Genomic DNA, 19645 nt, shown 5'->3' on the forward strand with positions numbered 1-19645 from the left:
ACGGTTGTTTTCGGCTGGATGCACCGCGTGGCTTCTTCAATACCCCCGCCCCACGATCGACCGCAAGGCCAGAGTCGCTACGCGGTGATCCTGTTTGCGCTGGCCCTGGGCGGCTTTGCGATCGGTACCAGCGAGTTCGCGATGATGGGGCTGATGCCCAACCTGGTGCAGGCCTTCGGCGTCAGCGAACCGCAGGTGGGCCACATGATCAGTGCCTACGCGTTGGGAGTGGTGGTGGGCGCGCCGGTTCTGGCCATCCTCGGCGCGCGCCTGCCGCGGCGCACCCTGCTGCTGGCGCTGATGGCGTTCTATGCACTGGGCAATCTGGCGACCGCGCTGGCGCCCAGTTACGCCACGATGCTGGCGTTCCGGTTCATTGCCGGACTGCCGCACGGCGCCTATTTCGGCGTTGCCATGCTGGTGGCGGCCGACCTGGCAGGCCCCGAGCGTCGTGGCACCGCGGTCAGCCAGGTCATGTTGGGGCTGTCGATCGCGATCCTGGTGGGCAATCCGCTGGCCACGTGGATGGGCCAGGCGCTCAGCTGGCGCTACACCTTCGCCATGGTGGCGGCGGTGGCCGTGGTCACCGCGCTGATGATCGGCCGCCACCTGGCGTCGGTGCCGGCCGATCCGGAACAGTCGCCGCTGCGCGAACTGCGCGCGTTCAACACCTCGCAGGTATGGCTGACCCTGCTGATCGGCGCGATCGGGTTCGCCGGCATGTTCTGCGTCTTCAGCTACCTCACGGCCACCCTGACCCATGTCACCGGGGTCGGCGAGGGCTGGATTCCGATAGCGCTGGCCGTGTTCGGCGCCGGTTCGGTGGTCGGCAATCTGGCCGGCGGCTGGCTGGTGGACCGCATGCAGTTCCGCGCCACGGCGGTCATCCTGATCTGGTCCGCACTGGTGCTGGTGGTCTTCCCGCTCGCCGCGCATTCGTTGTGGACCATCCTGCCTGCGGTGCTGGCGATCGGGACCATGGGCGCGCTGGGTCCTGCGCTGCAGACCCGCCTGATGGACGTGGCCGGCGAGGCGCAGACCCTGGCCGCCGCGTCCAACCATGCCGCCTTCAACGCCGCCAACGCGCTGGGGCCGTGGCTGGGCGGACTGGCGATCACCGCCGGGCTCGGCTGGACGTCCACCGGCTACGTCGGCGCGGCGACCGCCGTGGCGGGCCTGTTGATCTACCTCTGGGCGCGCCGGGACGACCACCGCAGCGGCGAGGTGATGCTGGCGGAGCGGACGCCGCAGTGACCGCCGCGTCAGTGGATCCTTGCGGTCTGGCCCCGGGCGATGCGACGCGCCGGGATCGTCCATCATGGGCGGATTCCCACCGGTAGCCGATCGCAGCCATGTCCGACAAGCCCTTCTCGCCCGCCTCCGAGCGCAATCGTGACGCCATCCTGGCGGTGCTGCGTTCGGCGCTTGCGCACCGGCAGCGCGTCCTGGAGATCGGCAGCGGCACCGGCCAGCACGCGGTCCATTTCGCGGCTGCCCTGCCCGGGCTGAGCTGGCAGTGCAGCGACCGTCCCGAGCACCTGCCCGGCATCCGCCAGTGGCTGGAGGAGGCGGCGCTGGCCAACACGCCGCCACCGCGCGCGTTGGATGTGGATGACGCGGTCTGGAACGTGGCAGGCGATGCGCGCGCGTTTGACGCGGCCTTCAGCGCCAACACCCTGCACATCATGGGCTGGGAGCAGGTCCTGGCGTTCTTTACCGGGCTCGATCGGGTGCTGGCGCCGGCCGCAACGCTGGTGGTGTACGGACCGTTCAATTACGCCGGAGCTTTCACCAGCGACAGCAACCGCGAGTTCCATGGCTGGCTGAAGGCGCGCGACCCGGCATCAGGCATCCGCGATTTCGAGGCGGTCGACGCGCTGGCCGACGCGATCGGCATGCGCCTGGTGGAGGATGTGGCGATGCCGGCGAACAACCGCTGCATCGTGTGGGAGCGCGGACAATGACGCGCTCGCTGCGGATGCGAGGACGGATGGCCGCGCTCGCGCTCGGTTGCGCCGTCAGCGGTGGTGCCCTGGCGCAGGAGCCGATCCCCACAGACGCTGGTGCCGCCACGCCCCTGCCGACCTCGACCGTGCGGCTGGAGGCGGGCGAGTACCTGTGGATGCCGGAAATGGCGCCCGCCGGACCGGTGGTGCTGGTCATCAGCCTGCCCGAGCAGTTGCTGCACGTGTACCGCAATGGCGTGCGCATCGGCGTGTCCACCGTGAGCACCGGCAAGGCCGGCCACGAGACGCCCACCGGGGTGTTCTCGATCCTGCAAAAGCGCAAGGAGCACTATTCCAACCTCTACAACAATGCGCCCATGCCCTACATGCAGCGACTGACCTGGGACGGCATCGCGCTGCACGCCGGCAACCTGCCCGGCTACCCGGCCTCCCACGGCTGCGTGCGCATGCCGTTCGAGTTCTCGCAAAAGCTCTATGGCGTCACTGCCAACGGCATGACGGTGGTGGTGGCCAATGAATCCTCGCACTCGCCGTCCGTGTCCTACCCGGGCTGGTTCGCGCCGGTGGATCCGGTCAGCGGCGCCGACGCGCGCGGGCACCGGGTCGAGTTCGGTGACATCGGGCCGGGCGAGTACAGCTGGGATCCCGAGCGCGCGCCCCACGGGGCACTGACCCTGGTATTGAGCCTGGCCGACCAGCAGCTGGTGACGATGCGCAACGGCGTGGAAATCGGTCGCGCCAGCGTGACCACGCGCAGTGCGCAGCTGCCGGGCACCCACGTGTACGTGCTGCTGGAAGGCGAGGGCAGCGATACCGACGTCGCGACCGCTACCCGTCCGGCGTTGCGCTGGTTGCAGGTGGCGAGCATCGGCGGCGGTGATTCGGCCGACGCCGCCGCGATCGAGGCCGCCCTCAGCCATGGTGGGGTGCAGCTTCCCCCGGGGTTTGCCGACGCCGTCCAGCCGGTGCTGCAGCCCGGGTCCACCGTCGTGGTCACCAGCGAGTCGATCCGCGGCACCGCGCCCGCCGACCTGACCGTGCTGCGTGCCGACGAGGATCCGGCCGCTCCGCCGCCCGCCGGAGACTGACCGTCGCCGGGAGAGTCATCACCCGCTGTTCAGGCGCGACCGGCTCGCCGCCCGTATCCTGCCAGCCATGCCACGCCTCCCCGCCTCCCTGCTCCTGACCTGCGCCGCCGCCATCGCCGTGTGCTCGGCCGGCTCGCGCCCCGTCGTCGCCAGTCCGGCGGCGGCCTACACACCGCCGTCCGTCCAGAGCCCCTTGGCCGAGTCGGCACTTGACCGATGGATTGCTGAACCGGAGGCGGCAGAAGAGTCGTCCGCGGCATCAATGCTGCTCACCAGCCTGCGTGCGGCCGCACCGGAGATCGATCCGGGCGTGTTGGCGCTCGCTTTGGAAGCGCGCGCCTGCGCACTCAACAGCGGGGCTGCCGGCGGCACGCGTCTGGCGGTGATCGACTACTCGCTGCCGTCCACGCGCAAGCGCATGTGGGTGTTCGACCTCCAGCAGCCCGGCCTGCTCTACGCCGAGCACGTGGCCCACGGGCAGGGCAGCGGCGAAAACCTGTCCAACCGCTTCAGCAACGTGGACGGCAGCCACCAGACCAGCCTCGGCCTGTTCCGCACCGCGGAGACCTACGTCGGCGGCAACGGCTACTCCCTGCGCATGGACGGCCTGGAGCCGGGCGTGAACGACAATGCCCGCGACCGCCTGATCGTGATCCATGGCGCCCCGTACGTGAACCCGGACCAGGCACAGCGCCAGGGCCGGCTGGGGCGCAGCTACGGTTGCCCGGCGCTGCGGCCGCAGGTCGCGCGCGAGATCATCGACACCATCAAGAACGACCAACTGGTGTTCGCCTACTACCCCGATGATCCGTGGCTGACGGGTTCGCGGTTCTTTGGCTGTGGCGGCCGCACGGCCGGCCAGATCCTCGCGGATGCGCGCGGGCAGGCGGCAACCGGCGACGCATTGGCCAGCACGGATCGCCCGGCGCGAGAGTCGGGCGCCACGCTCTAGGGCCGGGTTCACTGCCCTTCGACCGGGCTGTGGCCACCATGGACGCATTGAAGTTCATGGAGTGGCGCGATGAAAACCGATGGCCCCGTATTTGGTGAAAGCTCGCTGAGCAAGCTGGCGGCCGTCTTCGACACGCGCGAGCGCGCCGATGTCGTGGCCGCCCGGTTGCGCCAGCAGTTCAATCTGGGCGCCGCGCAACTCCAGGTGATCTCGCCCGAGGACCCGCATCCCGGCCGCAAGATGGAGCCGGAGAGCCGAGGCATCCGCCAGACCGCGATCAAGGCGCACATCACCTTCGCCATCCTGGGCGTTGTCGCCGGGCTGGTGATCTTCCTGATCCTGCGCGGCATGCAGATCGCCGCGGTGACGAGTTCACCGCTGGCCGTCGCCGGAGTGCTGGTGTTCTTCGGTGCGGTGTTCGGCCTGTTTGCCGGCGGCCTGATCACCCTGCGGCCGGACCAGGACCATGTCGTGCTCAAGGTGCGCGAGGCACTGGACAACGGCCGCTTCGTGATCGTTGCCAATCCGGTCGACCGTGAGCAGCGCACGCGCCTGGCCGAAGCGCTGCGGGGCGAATCCAGCGACGTCGCCGGCAGCCTGTGAGACAGTCCCGGTCTCTTCGGGAGTCGTTCTGATGGTGTTCCGGATATCGGTCGTGCTGCTGGCCCTGCTGTCGCTGGCCGGGGTGTTCATGCCTGAGGCGTTCGGCGAGGTCAGCGCCCGCGCCCAGGCGCTTACCCTGTCCGGTGCGGGCTGGATGTACCTGGTGATCGTGTTCGTGGCGCTGGTCTTCCTGCTCTACTTGGCGGTCAGCCCGATGGGGGCGTTGCGGATCGGCGGGGACGACGCGGAGCCCGAATTCAGCCGGAGCTCGTGGTTCGCCATGCTGTTCTCCGCCGGGATGGGCATCGGGCTGGTCTTCTTCGGTGCCGCCGAGCCGCTGTCGCACTTCCAGCGGCCGCCCGAAGGCATCGAGCCGCAGAGTCTCGAAGCCGCGCGCGCGTCGCTGCGCTACGTCTTCTTCCACTGGGGCCTGCATCCGTGGGCGATCTACGCCCTGATGGGCCTGGCGATGGCGTGGTTCCAGTTCAACCGCAAGTCGCGCGGGCTGATCAGTGACCTGCTGGAACCCCTGATCGGCGAGCGCCACTCCCACGGGGCGGTCGGCAAGGCCATCGACGTGCTGGCGGTGGTGGCCACCGCGATCGGCGTGGCGACCACGCTGGGGTTCGGCGCCATGCAGATCAGCGCCGGCCTCAGCCACGTGACGAGGGTGCCGGCCGGTTTCGCCACCCAGGCGGTGATCATCGCAGTGGCGTTCGTCTTGTACATGGCATCCAGCGCGACCGGCCTGTCGCGCGGCATCAAGTGGCTGTCCAACTTCAACATGGCGGTGGCGGCGCTGTTGCTGGCCCTGGTGATCGTGCTCGGGCCGACCGCGTTCATTTTTGAATCGCTCACCACCACCCTAGGCGCCTACCTCAACCAACTGCCGGCGATGAGCCTGCACATGACTCCGTTTTCCCAGCGCGCCTGGGTCGGGGACTGGACCATCTTCTATTGGGCCTGGTGGATCGCCTGGGCGCCGTTCGTGGGGGCGTTCTTTGCCAAGATCTCCTACGGCCGCACGGTGCGCGAGTTCGTGTTCGGGGTGGTCTGCGGGCCGGCGCTGGTGAGCTTCGTCTGGTTCGCCGCATTCGGCGCGACCGTGCTCTACCAGCAGATGTTCCAGGGCGCCGACCAGCTGGCCGCGCTCAGCCTGGGCATCGAGCACGTGCTGTTCGCGATGGCCGACCTGCTGCCGCTGTCCTCGGTGATCTCGTGCGTGGCGATCGTGTTGCTGCTGAGCTTCTTCGTCACCTCGGCCGACTCCGCAACGTTGGTGCTGGCCAGCATGTCCAGCGAGTCCGCCGGCGATCCGCCGCTGGCAAAGAAGGTGGTGTGGGGCGTCCTCCAGTCGCTCATTGCGGTCGCGCTGCTGGCGGCAGGCGGGCTGGAAGCCCTGCAGTCGGTGATCATCGTCGCCGCGCTGCCGTTCGCCGTGCTGCTGGTGGCGATCATGGTCTCGTTGAACCGCACCCTGGGCGAGGAGAAGCGGCTGCGCGAGCGCCACGACCGCGAGGTGCGCCACGCCGAAGTGCGGTGGCTGCAAAAGGAACGCGAGCGCGCAGAGAAACTCGAGCCTGGCGCGGGCGAACTGTGACAGCGTGAGCCGGGAGTGAGCCGTGAGCCCGTGGCCGGGAGCCGGCGCCGCCGGGTCCGTCCGCTCAGTAGTCGGAAGAGACGTTGGCTTCCAGCGGCACCTGGTGGGCCTTCAGCCAGGCCACGACCTCCCGCCGTTCGGCGACTGCACGCTCGTTGAGCGCGTTGCGCGGCGGGTAGGAGAAGTAATACGCCTGGAAGCTCGCACCGCCCGAGTTGGTCGCCGTCGGGTCCGCGCCCGCCTCCAGCAGCATCAGGATCGCCGCGCCGGCGTTGGTGCGGGCGGCAACGTGCAGGGGACGGTCGCCGTTGTGGTCACCCAGGTCGGGATCGGCGCCCGCCTCCAGCAGGATGCGGACATTGTCCAGCTGCAGGCCGCGCAGGGCGCGCGACAGCGGGGTCGATCCGGTGGCGGCATTGCGCACGTTCGGATCACCCCCATGGGCAAGCACGGCTTTGAGGAACGCCGGATCGCCCAGGAACGCGGCGGCATGGACCGGTGTTTCGCCGCCGCCGCCGGGTTGGTTGGGGTCGGCGCCACCGTCGAGCAGCGCCTGGGCCGCGGCCAAGTTCTCCGCCCCGATTGCCGCTACCAGCAACGTCGCCCCGTCCACCCCGGGTGTATTGGGGTCGACGCTGGCGAGCTGGCGCTTGATCTCGGCGCTGTCACCGCTGGCAACCGCCTGGGCAAGCGGCTCGAGGCTGGAACTGGCGAAGGCATCGTTGCTCATGGACTGTGGATCACACCCGGTGGCGGAAAGGAGGAACGCGGCAAAAAGGGCGCCGGTGAGGCGCCCCCTGACAAGCGGGTCTATCGGCGATCCTGCACGCATTTACCAGTTCCAGGGCATGACCCGCGAGTTGGAGACGGCCTCGCCGATCGCGCGGCCGGTGTTGGTCACACCATCCTTGATCGCGGTGGCGCCTTCAACCACTTTGTTGCCGGTCCACCTGGCGCCCTCAACGACCTTCTCGCCGGTCCACCTGGCGGCATCGACCGTCTTGCCCGCCACCCAGGTGGTGCCCTCGATCGCTTTTTCACCGGTCCACTGGATGCCTTCGAGCGCCTTGCCTCCCGCCCAGACGGCGCCGTCGACGGTGTTCTGCAGGGCCGCGCCATTGGCAGCGGCGATCTGCTCAATCCCGTCGCCGACCTTGTCGGCAGTGAACTGGGCCGCCTTGCCGCCAATCGAAATCGCGCCGGCCAACACGTCGCCTACCGGGCCGGCGACGCGCTCATCCACGCGCGCCGCAACGCTTTCCGCGGTGTGGTGGATGGTATCGCCGACCGAGTCGATCACCCCGTCAACCACATGCCCGGCGATCTTCACCGATCCCTGCACGTAGTTGCCGTCGGCCATGTCGGACTTGAGCACGCCGTTGACTTCATCGGCGACCTCGTGGGTGTTGCGGGCGAAATCATCGCGCAGGCCCTCGGGCACCATGTCGTGGAGGGATTTGCCGAAATCCGAGGGGTTCTGGTAGCCGGCCTGCCACGGTTCACGCGCGATCATCGTGTCGGTGAGCAGGTTGGGGCTGTGGCTGAGCGCGTTGTAGGCCAGCTGGCCGACGCCGCTGATGACGGGGATGCCGCTGTTGCGCATCGCCTCGACCAGGCCATTGGCTCCGGCCTGCCCGAGCAGCGGCAGGTCGAACTCGTGTTTGGCCGCGCGCCCGGTAAGGGTGTGCTGGTCGATGCCCTTGGGCTCGACGACGATCTTGGTGCCAAGCGCGTCGGGCGCCGCCAGCGACAGCGGACCGGACTCCTGCACCCGCGTCAGCAGGTCGGTTTTCATCGAGTAGGCGCGGATCTGGCCACCCTCGGCGATGTCGCGCGCCTGCTGCGGGCTGGCCATGCCGAGGCGATCCAGGGTGTTGGGATGGATGCCGGAGGCGTCGAAGGTGACCGCCGGGATGCCGGTGGCCAGCGAGGCCACCGAGGCCAGGCCGCCGCCCTGCGAATGGCCGGTGATGGCCAGGTTGGTCGCAGCGCCCGCCTCTCCGTCGCCGAACACGCGTGCAAACTCGATCGCGCTGTCGGCCGCCAGGCCGGTGAACTTGTCCACCGCACCGGTCTCAAAGCCCAGGCCCTGCTGGAAGTTGTCGCCCCAATCGGCGGCGCCCTCGGCGGTGCCGCGATAGGCGAGCACGAAGTTGCCTTCGCCGTCGGTGTAGACCTCGGCCTTGAACTGGTTGGCGGTGGTCTGCTCGACGCCGCCGAGGAACTCCTGGCGCCAGGTGGCCGGGTCATCGATGCCGCGCGACTCCAGCATCGCGTCGCTGACCGCGCTCCAGCCGTCGGGCGGCGCGCCGCGCGTGCCGTAGACCGAGGTCGCCAGCTGCGACATCGTCACGTCAAAGGGTTGCGCCCGGGTGCCGCTGGTGGCGTCCTTCAGCGTGCTGCCGGCGGGCAAAGCATAGGGGCTCGGAGTTGACGGCGGAGCCTGCGGTGCCAGTCGTGCCGGCGCCAGCGAGGCCAGCTGCGGGTGGTAGCTCGGTTCGCGCAGGCCACCGGGTCCCTGTGACAGCGGCGAAAACGTTGCTGGCCGCTGCAGGTTCTGCAACGGTGCCAACATCTGCAAGCGGTTGGTGAGTCCGCTGAGTCCACCCTGGCCGATCAACATGTCCCGCCTCCTTCTAGGCGCCTGTCCCGACCATAGAGGCAGTGCCGGGCGCGGCGGTAGCTGGGGCGGACCCTAGAGGCGCGAAAGAGGCCGGGCGCCCGAACAGGTAGCCTTGGCCGAATCCGCAGCTGAGGTCGAGCAGCAGCTTCCGCTGCTCGGGACTTTCGATGCCCTCGGCGACCACCGTCATGTCCAAGGCCCGCGCGAGCGAGATGACCGCTGAAACGACCGCCGCGCAGTTGCCCGGCTCGCCCAGGGAGGCAAGGAAGGTGCGGTCGATCTTGATCATCCGCAGCGGGAAGGCATGCAGGTAGCTGAGCGAGGAATAGCCGGTGCCAAAATCGTCCAGGGCGATGCCGACGCCCTCGTCGCGGAGCTGGCCCAGCACCGAACGCACGCGCTCGGAATCGTCCAGCAACGAGCCTTCGGTCACCTCGATGACCAGTCGGCTCGGGGCAAGGCCGGTGCGCGCGAGCAGGTCGAGCAGGCGCCGTGCAAAGTCCTCGCGTTGCAGGTGGCGCGGCATCACGTTGATCGTCAGGTAGGTGTCGTCGTGGATGGTGGCGACGTGGGCCATGCTGCGCTTGAAGATGCGCCAGTCGATGGTCTCCATCAGGCCGCTGTCCTCGGCGACCTGCTGGAAGTCGCCTGGGCACAGCACCCCGCGCTGCGGATGGTTCCAGCGCATCAGGGCCTCGCGCCCGACGATGGTGGCATCGTCCAGGCGCACGATGGGTTGCAGGTAGGGCTCCAGCTCGTCGCGTTCGATCGCCTGGCGCAGCTCGGCTTCCAGCGCCAGCAGGTCCACCGAATAGCCGTGCATCGACTGGTCGTACATCTGCCAACGGCAGCGCCCGAGGGCCTTGGCGCGGTACAGCGCGATATCCGCGTCGCGCAGGAGTTCGTCCGCATGCGTGTACCGGCCATCGCCGATGACGATGCCGATGCTCGCCGAGGGCTCCAGCATGCGGCCGCTGATCGGCATCGGCGCGGTGATCACCTCCAGGATCCGCTCGGCGATCGTCGCCGCCGGTGCGCGCGCCCCGTCGCGGTCACGGCCGACCTGCTCGAGCAGGACGACGAACTCGTCCCCGGCCAGTCTTGCCACCAGGTCGGGTTTTCGCACGCAGGACTGGAGTCGGCGGGCGATCTCGCGCAGGAACGCGTCGCCCGCAAGGTGCCCGAGGTTGTCGTTGATCAGCTTGAAGCGGTCGACGTCCAGATACAGCAACGCGCAGAACGAGCCCGGCTCGGCACGCCGGCGGGCCAGCACGGCGTCGACGCGTTCATGCAGCTGGCCGCGGTTGGGAAGCCCGGTCAGGGCATCGTGCATGACCTCGTGCTCGAGCCGTTGCTGCACCAGCTCGCGCTCGCGGATCTGGCTGCGCAGTTCCAGCGTGCGCTCCGCCACCCGCTCCTCCAGCTGCGCGAAGGCTTTCTGGCGGAACTGGGCATTGCGCCGGCGCAGCAGGCTGTTGGCGATCTGGGAGGCGACAAAGACAAGCAGCTCCTGGTCCGCCGACGTGTAGTGCACGTGGCAGTCGTAACTCTGCACGGTGACCAGCCCGACCACCTCGTCGCCCGAGAAAAGCGGTACCCCCAGCCAGCACTCCGACGGTTTTCCCTGGCCGGGCCGGTCGATGACCTCGCCCTGGCGGATCAGGTCCAGCGCCTCATCGTGGGTGACCAGCAGCGCGCGCCGGGTCCGCAGCACGTACTCGCTGAGCCCGCGCGCCAGCGGCCGGTGCATCGGCAGGTCGTCGTGGTGGCGGTCCACCAGATAGGGAAACTCCAGACGCGTCCGATCGTCCGACAGCAGGGCGATGAAGAAGTTGTCGGCGTTGAGCAGCTGGCGCACCACGTCATGGATGCCGGTATAGAACGCGTGTTCGTCGGTGTCCTCGTTCGCCAGCTGGGCGATCTGGAACATCGCGCTCTGCAGCCGCTCGGCGCGCTGACGTTCGGCGATCTCCAGCTGCAGGTCGCAGTTGACCTGGGCCAGCTCCTGGGTGCGCAGCTTGACGCTGCGTTCGAGCAATTCGCTGCTTCCCTTGCGCTCAACGGCGGTAAGAATGTGGCTGGCAACGAACTCCAGCAGGTTCTCGTCGGTCTCGCTGAACTCCACGCCGGACTCGTAGCTCTGCACCACGATGGCGCCGTGGACCGCGCCGTCCCTCAGCATGGGCACGCCGAGCCAGTCCGAACTGTAGGTCCCCACCAGGCGCAGCGGGCCATCGACCTGCGTGCGGATGTATTCGCGGCTGCCTCGCAGCGGCCGACCGTCGCGCAGGACGTACCAGGTGGCGGAATGCTTCAGGTCCTCGCGGGGCAGCTCCTCAAACAGCGGCGAGTCCTCGACGTCCACGAAGTACAGCATGCGGATGGTGTCGTGGGTCGGATCGAGCAGGGCGATGAAGAAATTTTCCGCATACATCAGCGTGCCGACGATGTCGTGGATGCCGCGCAGGACTTCCGACATGTCCCGATCCGAGCCCGACAGCTGCGAGATCGCGAACAGGGCGCGCTGCATCTTCTCGGAGTTCTGCAGCTTGACCACCTCCTGCTCCAGTTCAGCCAGGCGGCGCAGGCGCTGGAGAAGCGGGTCCGCGGTCGCGACGACCGGCGCCAGGGCAGTGGCAATCGCGGCGGGATGGCTCCCGTCGGCGGCGGTGACCGCGAGCACGGCGTTGCTGGCGGGCAGGTCCAGTGACGCGGTCCTGTCGCTGTCGCTCTCGCCCTCGATCTCTGCGTCGCGCTCCCAGATCACCCTGGAGTCGTCGATCCCGGGCAGCGCTGCCGCGACGGTTTCAATGGCGCAGACGAGCTGGTCCACCGTCCGCGCTTCCAGCAGGGTTTCCCGCCAGGCCGCAAACGCGCCGTCGATGGCGTTCATGGCGGCCCGCCGTCGAGTAACCCGCCGTTGGGCAACCTGCCGTTGACCGACAGGGAGCGGATTTGACGCAAGCCCGCGCCGTCACCGGCTGCGAATCGTAAAGCTTGCCTGCGGCGTTCAGTGGATCGGTAGGGCATGGGGCGCTCCAGCGGGCCAGACATTCCAGCCTGACCCCGCTATCGGCCGCCCCGCGCAAAGCTTTAACGCGAACTCATGCCACCTGCACCAGTCGCAGCGGGTTGGACCACTCCTGCAACAGCTCCGCCTCGCGCGCCTTGGCCTTGGCCAGATGCGCTTCCTTGACGTGGCCGTAGCCGCGGATCTGCTCGGGGATGGACGCGATCTCGGCCGCCAGCGCGACATTGCCGCGGTCCAGCCTCGGCAGCAGGGCATCGATGGTCTGGAAGTAGTCGACGATCAGCTGGCGCTCGCCGCGGCGCTCGGCGGTGTAGCCGAAGATGTCCAGCCTGCCGCCGCGCAGGGTGCGCAGTTTGGCCAGCCACTTGAAGGCGGTGAACATCCACGGCCCGAACTCGCGCTTGATCAGCTGGCCCTTGTCGTCGCGCTTGGCGAACAGCGGCGGAGCGAGGTGGAACTTGATTTTGTAGTCGCCGTCGAACTGCTGCTCCACCTGGCGCAGGAACTCGCCGCTGGTATACAGCCGAGCGACTTCGTACTCGTCCTTGTAGGCCATCAGCTTGAACGCATAGCGGGCGACCGCCTCGGTCAGGTCGGTGCTGCCGCCCGCCTTGCCGGCCTCCGCGTCGCGTACCCGGTTGACCAGGCTGGCGTAGTGACGCGCGTAGTCCGCGTCCTGGTACTCGGTGAGGAACTGCACCCGGCGGCCGATCAGCTCGTCCAGCGAGCGCGACAGGCGCGAGTCGTCCATCGGCAGGAACGCGACCTTGTCGCCAGGATGGCTCTGCGGCACGTGGCGCAGTTCGTCCTCGTTGCGACCACCCAGCGGCGCGGACGGACTGGCGAATTCGCTGCCTTCCCAATCGCCGGCGCCGAGCATCGGCAGGTCGCGCGGAGTGGCTTCCGCCGCGGTCGGCTGGTTGCGCAACAGTCCGGCGGCATCGGCCACCGCGTTGAGGTCGATCACCGCCAGCCGGCCCCAGGCGAAGGCGGTCTTGTTCATCTCGATCGCCGCGCCGTTGAGCTCGACCGCGCGCATGATCGCGTCCAGCGAGATCGGCACCAGCCCGCGCTGCCACGCATAACCGAGCAGGAACAGGTTGCTGCCGATCGCGTTGCCCAGCAGGGCGGTGGCGATCTGGGTCGCGTCGACCACGAACGGCTTCTCGCCACCCAGAGCGGTCTGCACCGCACTGATGATGTCGGCCGCTGGAAACTGGATGTCCGGGCGGGTGGTGAAGCTGCCCGGCATCGCCTCGTAGCTGTTGAGCACGACCTGGCTGCGGCCGCCGCGGATCTTCGACAGCGCCCAGTAGTCGTTGACCACGACCATGTCGCAGCCCAGCACCAGGTCGGCCTCGCCGGCGGCGATGCGTACCGCGTGGATCTCGGCCGGGTGGTTGGCGATGCGGATGTGGGTGGTGACTGCGCCGCCCTTCTGCGCCAGCCCGGTCTGGTCGAGCACGCTGGAGCCCTTGCCCTCCAGGTGCCCGGCCATGCCCAGCAGCGCACCGATGGTGACCACGCCGGTGCCGCCGACGCCGGTGATCAGGATGTTCCACGGCCGCTCCAGCGTGGGCAGCACCGGCATCGGCAGGTTGGCCAGGCGGTCACGCGCGTTGCTGGCGGACTTCTTCTTCAGCCCGCCGCCTTCGATGGTGACAAAGCTGGGGCAGAAGCCGGTGGTGCAGCTGTAGTCCTTGTTGCAGTTGGACTGGTCGATCTCGCGCTTGCGGCCGAATTCGGTTTCCTTCGGCAACACCGACACGCAGAACGATTTCCTGCCGCAGTCGCCGCAGCCCTCGCAGACCAGCGAGTTGACCATGACGCGTTTGGCCGGATCGACGATCCTGCCGCGCTTGCGGCGCCGGCGCTTCTCGGTCGCGCAGGTCTGGTCGTAGATCAGCACCGAGGTGCCTTTTACCTCGCGCAGGCGCTTCTGCACCGCGTCCAGTTCGGCGCGGTCGAAGAACTCGACATCGCTGGGGAACAGGTCGCGGCGGCGCCATTTGCCGATGTCATCGGACACCACCACGATCGCGTGCACGCCTTCGCTGCGCACCTGGTGGGCGATCTGCGGCACGCTGAGCTGGCCGTCCACCGGCTGGCCGCCGGTCATCGCCACCGCGTCGTTGTAGAGGATCTTGTAGGTGATGTTGACCCCGGCCGCGACCGCCTGGCGGATCGCCAGCGTGCCGGAGTGGAAATACGTCCCGTCGCCGAGGTTCTGGAACACGTGCCCGGTATCGGTGAACGCGGCCTGCCCGGCCCAGGTGACGCCTTCGCCGCCCATGTGCGTGTAGGTGTCGGTGCTGCGGTTCATCCAGGTCACCATGTAGTGGCAACCGATGCCGCCCAGCGCGCGCGAGCCTTCCGGCACCGCGGTGGAGAGGTTGTGCGGACAGCCGGAGCAGTAGTGCGGCACGCGCGGGAACTGCGCCCGCGGCAGCGCCAGCTCGGCTTCCTTCTCGGCCATCCAGCGCATGACGTCGCGCATGCGCTCGTTGTCATGGAACTTCTGGATGCGCCGGCCGATCACGCCCGCGATCGTGGCCGGGGTCAGCTCGCCCGTGCTGGGCAGGATCCAGTGGCCCTGCTCGTCGTATTTGCCGACGATGGAGGGACGCGTGGCGCCGCCCCAGTTGTACATCGCCTCCTTCATCTGGCTCTCGATGAAGGCGTGCTTCTCCTCGACCACCACGATGTCGGCCAGGCCATCGGCGAAGCGCTTCAGACCGACCGGCTCCAGCGGCCAGGTCATGCCGACCTTGTACACGCGGATGCCCAGATCCTCGCAGGCGCGCTCGTCCAGACCGAGGTATTCCAGCGCGGTCAGCACGTCCAGGTAGGACTTGCCGGTGGTGATGATGCCCAGCCGCGGGTTGGGTGAATCGATCACGATGCGGTCGATCGCGTTGGCCCGGGCGAAGGCCTGCGCCGCCTTGACCGCGAAGCGGTGCAGGCGCATCTCCTGGTCCAGCGGCGGATCCGGCCAGCGGATGTTGAGGCCGCCGACCGGCATCTCGAAATCGTCCGGGGTGACGATCTGCAGCGCCAGCGGATTGACGTCCACGGACGCGGAGGACTCCACCGTCTCGGCGATCGTCTTGAAGCCGACCCAACGCCCGGTGTAGCGCGACATCGCCCAGCCGACCGCGCCCATGTCGAGGATGTCCTGCACCCCGGCCGGGTTGAGGATCGGCATCATCGCGCTGGTGAACTCGCCCTCCGACCCGTGCGGCAGGGTCGAGCTGCGGCAGGCATGGTCGTCGGCGGCCAGCGCCAGCACGCCGCCCAGGGGGCTGGTGCCGGCGGCGTTGGCGTGCTTGAGCACATCGCCGCTGCGGTCCACGCCCGGGCCCTTGGCGTACCACATGCCGAACACGCCATCGACCTTGGCGCCCTCGAACAGGTTGGTCTGCTGGGTGCCCCACACCATCGTCGCGCCGAGGTCCTCGTTGAGGCCCGGGATGAACTTCACTCCCGCCTTGGCCAGGTGTTGCTTGGCCCGCCACAGCTCCAGGTCGAAGCCGCCCAGCGGCGAGCCGCGGTAGCCGGAAACAAAGCCGGCGGTGTTGAGGCCGGCAGCCTGGTCGCGCAGACGCTGCATCAGCGGCAGCCGCACCAGCGCCTGCACGCCGGACAGGTAGATCCGGCCGGTCTGGCGGCTGTACTTGTGGTCCAGGCCGTAGTCGGGGTCGGCGAGCGTGGCGCTGTGGGCCGAAGCCGGCGAGGAGAGCTGGGCGGTGCTGGTCATGCGGGGCTCCGACGCGGCGGCGGCCGCGCGATGGCTGCGGGGGTCGGGGTCGGATCGGGAAACGCTGCTGATGCACGGATCGGGTCCGGCGGAACCGGCGCGCGCGTCGTCGGCACAGCCGCGGGAGTCTAGCAGCCAATGCCTTTGTGCCGCGGCCGCACGGCTTTGTCCCGCGGTCCGCACGCGCTACCATGAGCGCGCAATCCAGGGGGGAATGTGCATGTTCAATTTCAAGCGGCCGCTCAGCGGCCGGGTTCTGGCTGCGGCGCTGGCAGGCTGTCTGCTGGTGACCGGCGCAGCAGCGGCGCAAAGCCGGCTGGTGCCTGCATCCGAGTTCTATTTCGCGGAAGAAGCGCGCACGACGCGTCCGGTGGTCGCCATCCAGGGCGAGGGCGATGCGTTGACCGAAGCACTGCTCAAGGCGGTCGCGCGCAAGCCGCGTGCCCAGGCCGAGACGGCCCAGCTGGCCCATGTGGCCATGACCGGCGGCCGGCCCGAGCTGGGCATCGAGCTATACGACCGCGCGCTGCGCAACCTGGGCACGACCGACATCCTGTACCGGCCGGTCCTGTGGAACTACGGCTGGGACCTGCTGCGCAACGGCGACGCCGAAGCCGCGCTGGCGCGCTGGGAGACGCTGATGAGGGCGCGCAGCGTCACCGCCGACTGGATGCCGCCCACGTTCGCGCTGGCCTTGTGGGAACTGGACCGCAAGGACGAGGCGGTGGAGTGGTATGCGGCCGCCGTGCGCACCCATCCGGACCGCTGGACCTATCCCGACCGTTTCGACGAGCTGCTGCCCGACTGGCTGCCCGCCGAGCGTGAGGCGCTCGCGAAGGTGCAGCAGGCATGGCAGGCTGATCCACCGCAATGGCGCTGATCCGCGCCTGAGCACTGGACACAACGGGAGCAAGGGAATGCCGCAAAAACGACTGCTTGAGCGAACGCTTGCTGTAGCCCTGCTGTCGGCGCTGTCGCTCGCCGGCTCCGCGACTGCGACGGGGCAGGCTCCCGCGATCGATCGCGCCGCCGCCGCAGCCTGCATGGCGCTCGGTGACGACGCCCGCATCGCGCAATGTCTGCAGCAGGTGGCGCCACGTTCGCCGGAGCAGCAGCGCGCGGATGCGGTGCTCGACGATCCCGCCACGCAGGCGGCCGTGGAGGCCTGGAGCCGCGCTTACGAGCCGGCGATGGCGGCGCACGCGCAAGCCTTGGCACAGCGCGGCGATGTGCGCAGCCTGCTGGGCGCGATGATGATCATGCCGGTGCAGGACGCAGCGGCCGGCGATGCACCCGGCGTGTTGGGGTTGCAGGCGCGCGGCTGGTTCGCGCGCGCCCGCCAGCTCGGTCCCACCGATCCGCTGGTCGCCTGGGTGGAGGTGACCGACTGCCACGTGCTGGGCTGTGATCGCGACGCCGCGATTGCGCGCCTGCTGCAGGTGGACGGCGACAACGCCGCCGCGCACCTGTGGGCGAACGGCGTGGCGATGGAGTCCGGCGATCCGCGCGCGGCCCGCGAGCATCTGCATGCGGCCGCTGTCGCCCCGCGCTACCAACCGCACAGCGGCCCATTGCTCAGCCTGTTGCTGGACGCGCGCGCCGGAGCGCCCGTGCCGGCAATGGACCCGCGCACCGCCGCCGGCATGCAGGCCGCGACCGGCACCGGAACCGCGGCCGACTGGATGGCCATGCAGGCACTCGGGCAATGGGCCGCCATCGCCCTGGCACCGATGCAGGGCGTGAGCCGCTTCTGCGCGCCGGGCTCGGCGCAACTGGCGCGCGACCCCGGCCTGCGCGCCGACTGCAAGGCGGTGCTGTCCCGTCTGGCCGCGGATGATTCCACGCTCCCTTACGCGGAGATGGCAACCCGGCTGCTGATCGGACTGGACCCCGGGCTGACCGGCCAGTGGACACCAAGGCTTCGCCAGCTGGCCTGGTGGCGGGAGCAATCGCTGCCCTTGCTGGCGCATCGGGGCGGGACACCGGGCGCGGGCGAGTATGCCCGCTGGGTCGCCAGCGATGGCGAGTTGGGCGCGATGGCCAGACTGTTGTCCCACTCCGGCATAGCGACGGCGCCGCCGACGGAGTGGCCGCTGCCACGGCAGCCACGTTGACCGCACGCCCCGTCCCACTTCGTGGGTGACGCGCGCTCCCGGTGTTGTACGCTGCAGCCTGACGCGCAGCGCAGCCTGCAAACCCGGGAGATGCGATGAAGACGGTGCTGGTGGCGACATCCAAGGGAGGGGCAGGCAAGACCACGATCGCCACCCACCTGGCCGCGAATGCCGCGCTGCAGGGTCACCGCACCGCGCTGGTGGACGCGGACCCGCAACGCTCGTCCCACGGCTGGGCGCAGCGCCGCGCGGCGCTGGACTCCGCAGTGCTGCCGGTGGATGGCACCAACCGCTGGAAATGGCAGCGCGGCGTGCCCTCCGATACCGAGCGGGTGATCATCGACGCCCCGGCCGGGGCCATGGCCGACGAGCTGCAGAGCTTCCTCGACGTCGCCGACGCCGTGGTCGTGCCGATCCAGCCATCACTGCTGGACATCGAGGCCAGCGTGCCGTTCGTGGATTCGCTGGCCCGCCATCCGCGCGTGCGCGGCGGCGAGCTGAAGGTGGGCCTGGTGGCCAACCGTCTTCGGCCGTGGACCAGCACCTCGCGCGAAACCCTGGCCATGCTCGAGCGCTGGCCGTATCCGGTCGTCGCCCGGTTGCGCGACAGCCAAGCCTATGTGGTCCTGGCCGGCCTGGGCAAAAGCCTGTTTGACTACCATTCCGCGAATGTCCGCGACCACCAGTCCGATTGGCAGCCGTTGCTGAAATGGCTGGCCAAATGAGGAGACTCCGCCATGCGTGAACTGATCCTGCTGCGCCATGCCCACGCCGAACACGCCACCGCCGGCCAGGCCGATATCGACCGCCCGCTGTCGGCCCAGGGCGTGGCGGAGGCGGAGGCCGCCGGTCGCTGGCTGGCAGAGCGCAACCTGGCCCCGGACCGCGTGCTGTGCTCGCCGGCGCGGCGCACCCGCGAGACGCTGGAAGGCGTGCTGGCGGTCATCGGCTACGTCGAGCAACGCATCCAGGAGGAGATCTACGACGCCGAACCCGGCGCCTTGATCGCCCTGGCCGACAACAGCGCCGGGGTCGAGCGACTGATGCTGGTCGGCCACAACCCCGGCCTGGAACTCCTGGCAGCACTGCTCTACAGCGGCCGCACCGGGGACTACCGCGGCATGCCCCCGGGCAGTGTCGCAGTGCTGTCGATCCCCGACGGCACCCGGCTCGAGCCCGGCGTGGCACGGCTTGACGCGTTCTGGTGGCCGTGACCGCAGCGCGACTCCCCGCCCACTGCTTTTTGCTGCTGATGCTGACGCTGCCCCTGGCGGCGCCGGCGCGGCAGTCTGCGCCCGTGGCAACCCCGCCCGTGGCCCCCGCCAGCGCTTCCGCAACCGCCGAGCAGGCATTCCGCGCCTTCGACCGGCGTGCGGCCCAGCCCGGCGTTCGCGCCTACCCGTTCGATCCGTCGCACACGCGATTCGGCTTCGAGCTGCGCACCCGCTGGGGCCAACGCGTGCAGGGCCAGTTTCCGGTGTACGACGGGGTGGCGCTGTTCCTCCCCGACGGCCGGCGCCAGGTGCGTATCCGTCTGGCGGCCGGTGCGATCGATGTGGCCGGCTCGGAGCGATACGCGGCCATCGCGCGTTCGGAGGCGTTCTTCGACGCCGAGCACTACCCCGATATCGAGTTCGTGTCCGAGCCGCACGACGATCTGCTGACCCGCGAGGGCGGTTTGTTGCAGGGCGTCCTGCGCATGCACGGCACCACCCGCGCGGAGACCTTCGTCGTCGCCCCGGCGCTGTGTGATCGCGCCGGACAGGATTGCGACGCGATTGCCAGCGGCAGCGTGGACCGCAGCCACTACGGCATTGCCGGCATGCGCCTGGTGCTGTCGGATCGCGTGCGTTTCACCATGCGCGTGCGCCTGGACGGCCCGGCGCGATGAGGACGGCGTCCTTGCTGCT

Annotated in this window: 15 protein-coding genes; 11 read left to right on the forward strand and 4 right to left on the reverse strand. The window is 69.2% G+C overall.

The features are described 5' to 3' along the window. Positions 1-27: 27 nt before the first annotated feature. The 6 genes from INQ40_RS00285 to INQ40_RS00310 all read left to right on the forward strand — a co-directional run bounded on the left by INQ40_RS00285 (position 28) and on the right by INQ40_RS00310 (position 6210). Positions 28-1254, forward strand: a complete 1227-nt coding sequence (locus tag INQ40_RS00285) for an MFS transporter (protein ID WP_228482048.1) — start codon at positions 28-30, stop codon at positions 1252-1254. A 98-nt stretch (positions 1255-1352) separates the two neighbouring features. Then, positions 1353-1964, forward strand: a complete 612-nt coding sequence (locus INQ40_RS00290) for a DUF938 domain-containing protein (protein ID WP_194340809.1) — start codon at positions 1353-1355, stop codon at positions 1962-1964. Further along, on the forward strand, positions 1961-3055 hold the full coding sequence (locus INQ40_RS00295; protein WP_194340810.1) for a L,D-transpeptidase: 1095 nt from the start codon (positions 1961-1963) through the stop codon (positions 3053-3055). The genes INQ40_RS00290 and INQ40_RS00295 overlap by 4 nt, the downstream gene beginning before the upstream one ends. A gap of 67 nt (positions 3056-3122) precedes the next feature. Continuing rightward, positions 3123-4007 carry a murein L,D-transpeptidase catalytic domain family protein gene (locus INQ40_RS00300; RefSeq protein WP_194340811.1) on the forward strand — a complete coding sequence of 295 codons (885 nt, stop codon included), beginning with the start codon at positions 3123-3125 and terminating at the stop codon, positions 4005-4007. A gap of 69 nt (positions 4008-4076) precedes the next feature. Further along, the gene (locus INQ40_RS00305) at positions 4077-4610 is read left to right on the forward strand and encodes a riboflavin biosynthesis protein RibA (protein ID WP_193985235.1); all 534 of its coding nucleotides are present in this window, start codon (positions 4077-4079) and stop codon (positions 4608-4610) included. Positions 4611-4641: 31 nt separating this feature from the next. Then, a complete protein-coding gene (locus INQ40_RS00310) occupies positions 4642-6210 on the forward strand; it encodes a BCCT family transporter (protein WP_194340812.1) in 1569 nt (522 codons plus the stop codon). 64 nt (positions 6211-6274) lie between these two features. On the opposite strand, the gene INQ40_RS00315 is transcribed toward INQ40_RS00310, so the two are convergent. From INQ40_RS00315 to INQ40_RS00330, 4 genes are all read right to left on the reverse strand, one after another. After that, positions 6275-6940 carry an ankyrin repeat domain-containing protein gene (locus tag INQ40_RS00315; RefSeq protein WP_194340813.1) on the reverse strand — a complete coding sequence of 222 codons (666 nt, stop codon included), beginning with the start codon at positions 6938-6940 and terminating at the stop codon, positions 6275-6277. A gap of 102 nt (positions 6941-7042) precedes the next feature. Then, positions 7043-8833, reverse strand: a complete 1791-nt coding sequence (locus INQ40_RS00320) for an Mbeg1-like protein (protein WP_194340814.1) — start codon at positions 8831-8833, stop codon at positions 7043-7045. Positions 8834-8846: 13 nt separating this feature from the next. Continuing rightward, complete coding sequence (locus INQ40_RS00325) at positions 8847-11726, reverse strand: bifunctional diguanylate cyclase/phosphodiesterase (RefSeq protein WP_194340815.1); 2880 nt, start codon at positions 11724-11726, stop codon at positions 8847-8849. 211 nt (positions 11727-11937) lie between these two features. Continuing rightward, positions 11938-15621, reverse strand: coding sequence for an indolepyruvate ferredoxin oxidoreductase family protein (locus INQ40_RS00330; RefSeq protein ID WP_194340816.1), 3684 nt, complete (start codon positions 15619-15621; stop codon positions 11938-11940). Positions 15622-15841: 220 nt separating this feature from the next. On the opposite strand from INQ40_RS00330, the gene INQ40_RS00335 reads away from it, so the two are divergent. From INQ40_RS00335 to INQ40_RS00355, 5 genes are all read left to right on the forward strand, one after another. Beyond that, on the forward strand, positions 15842-16501 hold the full coding sequence (locus tag INQ40_RS00335) for a tetratricopeptide repeat protein (RefSeq protein WP_228482049.1): 660 nt from the start codon (positions 15842-15844) through the stop codon (positions 16499-16501). A 37-nt stretch (positions 16502-16538) separates the two neighbouring features. After that, the gene (locus tag INQ40_RS00340; RefSeq protein ID WP_194340817.1) at positions 16539-17735 is read left to right on the forward strand and encodes a hypothetical protein; all 1197 of its coding nucleotides are present in this window, start codon (positions 16539-16541) and stop codon (positions 17733-17735) included. Positions 17736-17830: 95 nt separating this feature from the next. Further along, entirely contained in the window at positions 17831-18460 is a 630-nt protein-coding gene (locus tag INQ40_RS00345; RefSeq protein WP_194340818.1) for a ParA family protein, read from the forward strand. 12 nt (positions 18461-18472) lie between these two features. After that, complete coding sequence (locus INQ40_RS00350) at positions 18473-18949, forward strand: histidine phosphatase family protein (protein ID WP_194340819.1); 477 nt, start codon at positions 18473-18475, stop codon at positions 18947-18949. Between the two features lie 83 nt (positions 18950-19032). After that, positions 19033-19626, forward strand: coding sequence for a YceI family protein (locus INQ40_RS00355; protein ID WP_228482050.1), 594 nt, complete (start codon positions 19033-19035; stop codon positions 19624-19626). The last annotated feature ends 19 nt before the right edge of the window (positions 19627-19645 follow it).

It is taken from the genome of Lysobacter sp. H21R4 (genome assembly GCF_015277535.1).
Classification (GTDB): domain Bacteria; phylum Pseudomonadota; class Gammaproteobacteria; order Xanthomonadales; family Xanthomonadaceae; genus Novilysobacter; species Novilysobacter ciconiae.

What these genes read in the sequence shown, in the direction of transcription:
- INQ40_RS00290 (WP_194340809.1), top strand. Translation starts at nt 1,353, where the DNA reads ATGTCCGACAAGCCCTTCTCGCCCGCCTCCGAGCGCAATCGTGACGCC.
- INQ40_RS00295 (WP_194340810.1), top strand. Translation starts at nt 1,961, where the DNA reads ATGACGCGCTCGCTGCGGATGCGAGGACGGATGGCCGCGCTCGCGCTC.
- INQ40_RS00300 (WP_194340811.1), top strand. Translation starts at nt 3,123, where the DNA reads ATGCCACGCCTCCCCGCCTCCCTGCTCCTGACCTGCGCCGCCGCCATC.
- INQ40_RS00305 (WP_193985235.1), top strand. Translation starts at nt 4,077, where the DNA reads ATGAAAACCGATGGCCCCGTATTTGGTGAAAGCTCGCTGAGCAAGCTG.
- INQ40_RS00310 (WP_194340812.1), top strand. Translation starts at nt 4,642, where the DNA reads ATGGTGTTCCGGATATCGGTCGTGCTGCTGGCCCTGCTGTCGCTGGCC.
- INQ40_RS00315 (WP_194340813.1), bottom strand. Translation starts at nt 6,940, where the DNA reads ATGAGCAACGATGCCTTCGCCAGTTCCAGCCTCGAGCCGCTTGCCCAG.
- INQ40_RS00320 (WP_194340814.1), bottom strand. Translation starts at nt 8,833, where the DNA reads ATGTTGATCGGCCAGGGTGGACTCAGCGGACTCACCAACCGCTTGCAG.
- INQ40_RS00325 (WP_194340815.1), bottom strand. Translation starts at nt 11,726, where the DNA reads ATGAACGCCATCGACGGCGCGTTTGCGGCCTGGCGGGAAACCCTGCTG.
- INQ40_RS00330 (WP_194340816.1), bottom strand. Translation starts at nt 15,621, where the DNA reads ATGACCAGCACCGCCCAGCTCTCCTCGCCGGCTTCGGCCCACAGCGCC.
- INQ40_RS00335 (WP_228482049.1), top strand. Translation starts at nt 15,842, where the DNA reads ATGTTCAATTTCAAGCGGCCGCTCAGCGGCCGGGTTCTGGCTGCGGCG.
- INQ40_RS00340 (WP_194340817.1), top strand. Translation starts at nt 16,539, where the DNA reads ATGCCGCAAAAACGACTGCTTGAGCGAACGCTTGCTGTAGCCCTGCTG.
- INQ40_RS00345 (WP_194340818.1), top strand. Translation starts at nt 17,831, where the DNA reads ATGAAGACGGTGCTGGTGGCGACATCCAAGGGAGGGGCAGGCAAGACC.
- INQ40_RS00350 (WP_194340819.1), top strand. Translation starts at nt 18,473, where the DNA reads ATGCGTGAACTGATCCTGCTGCGCCATGCCCACGCCGAACACGCCACC.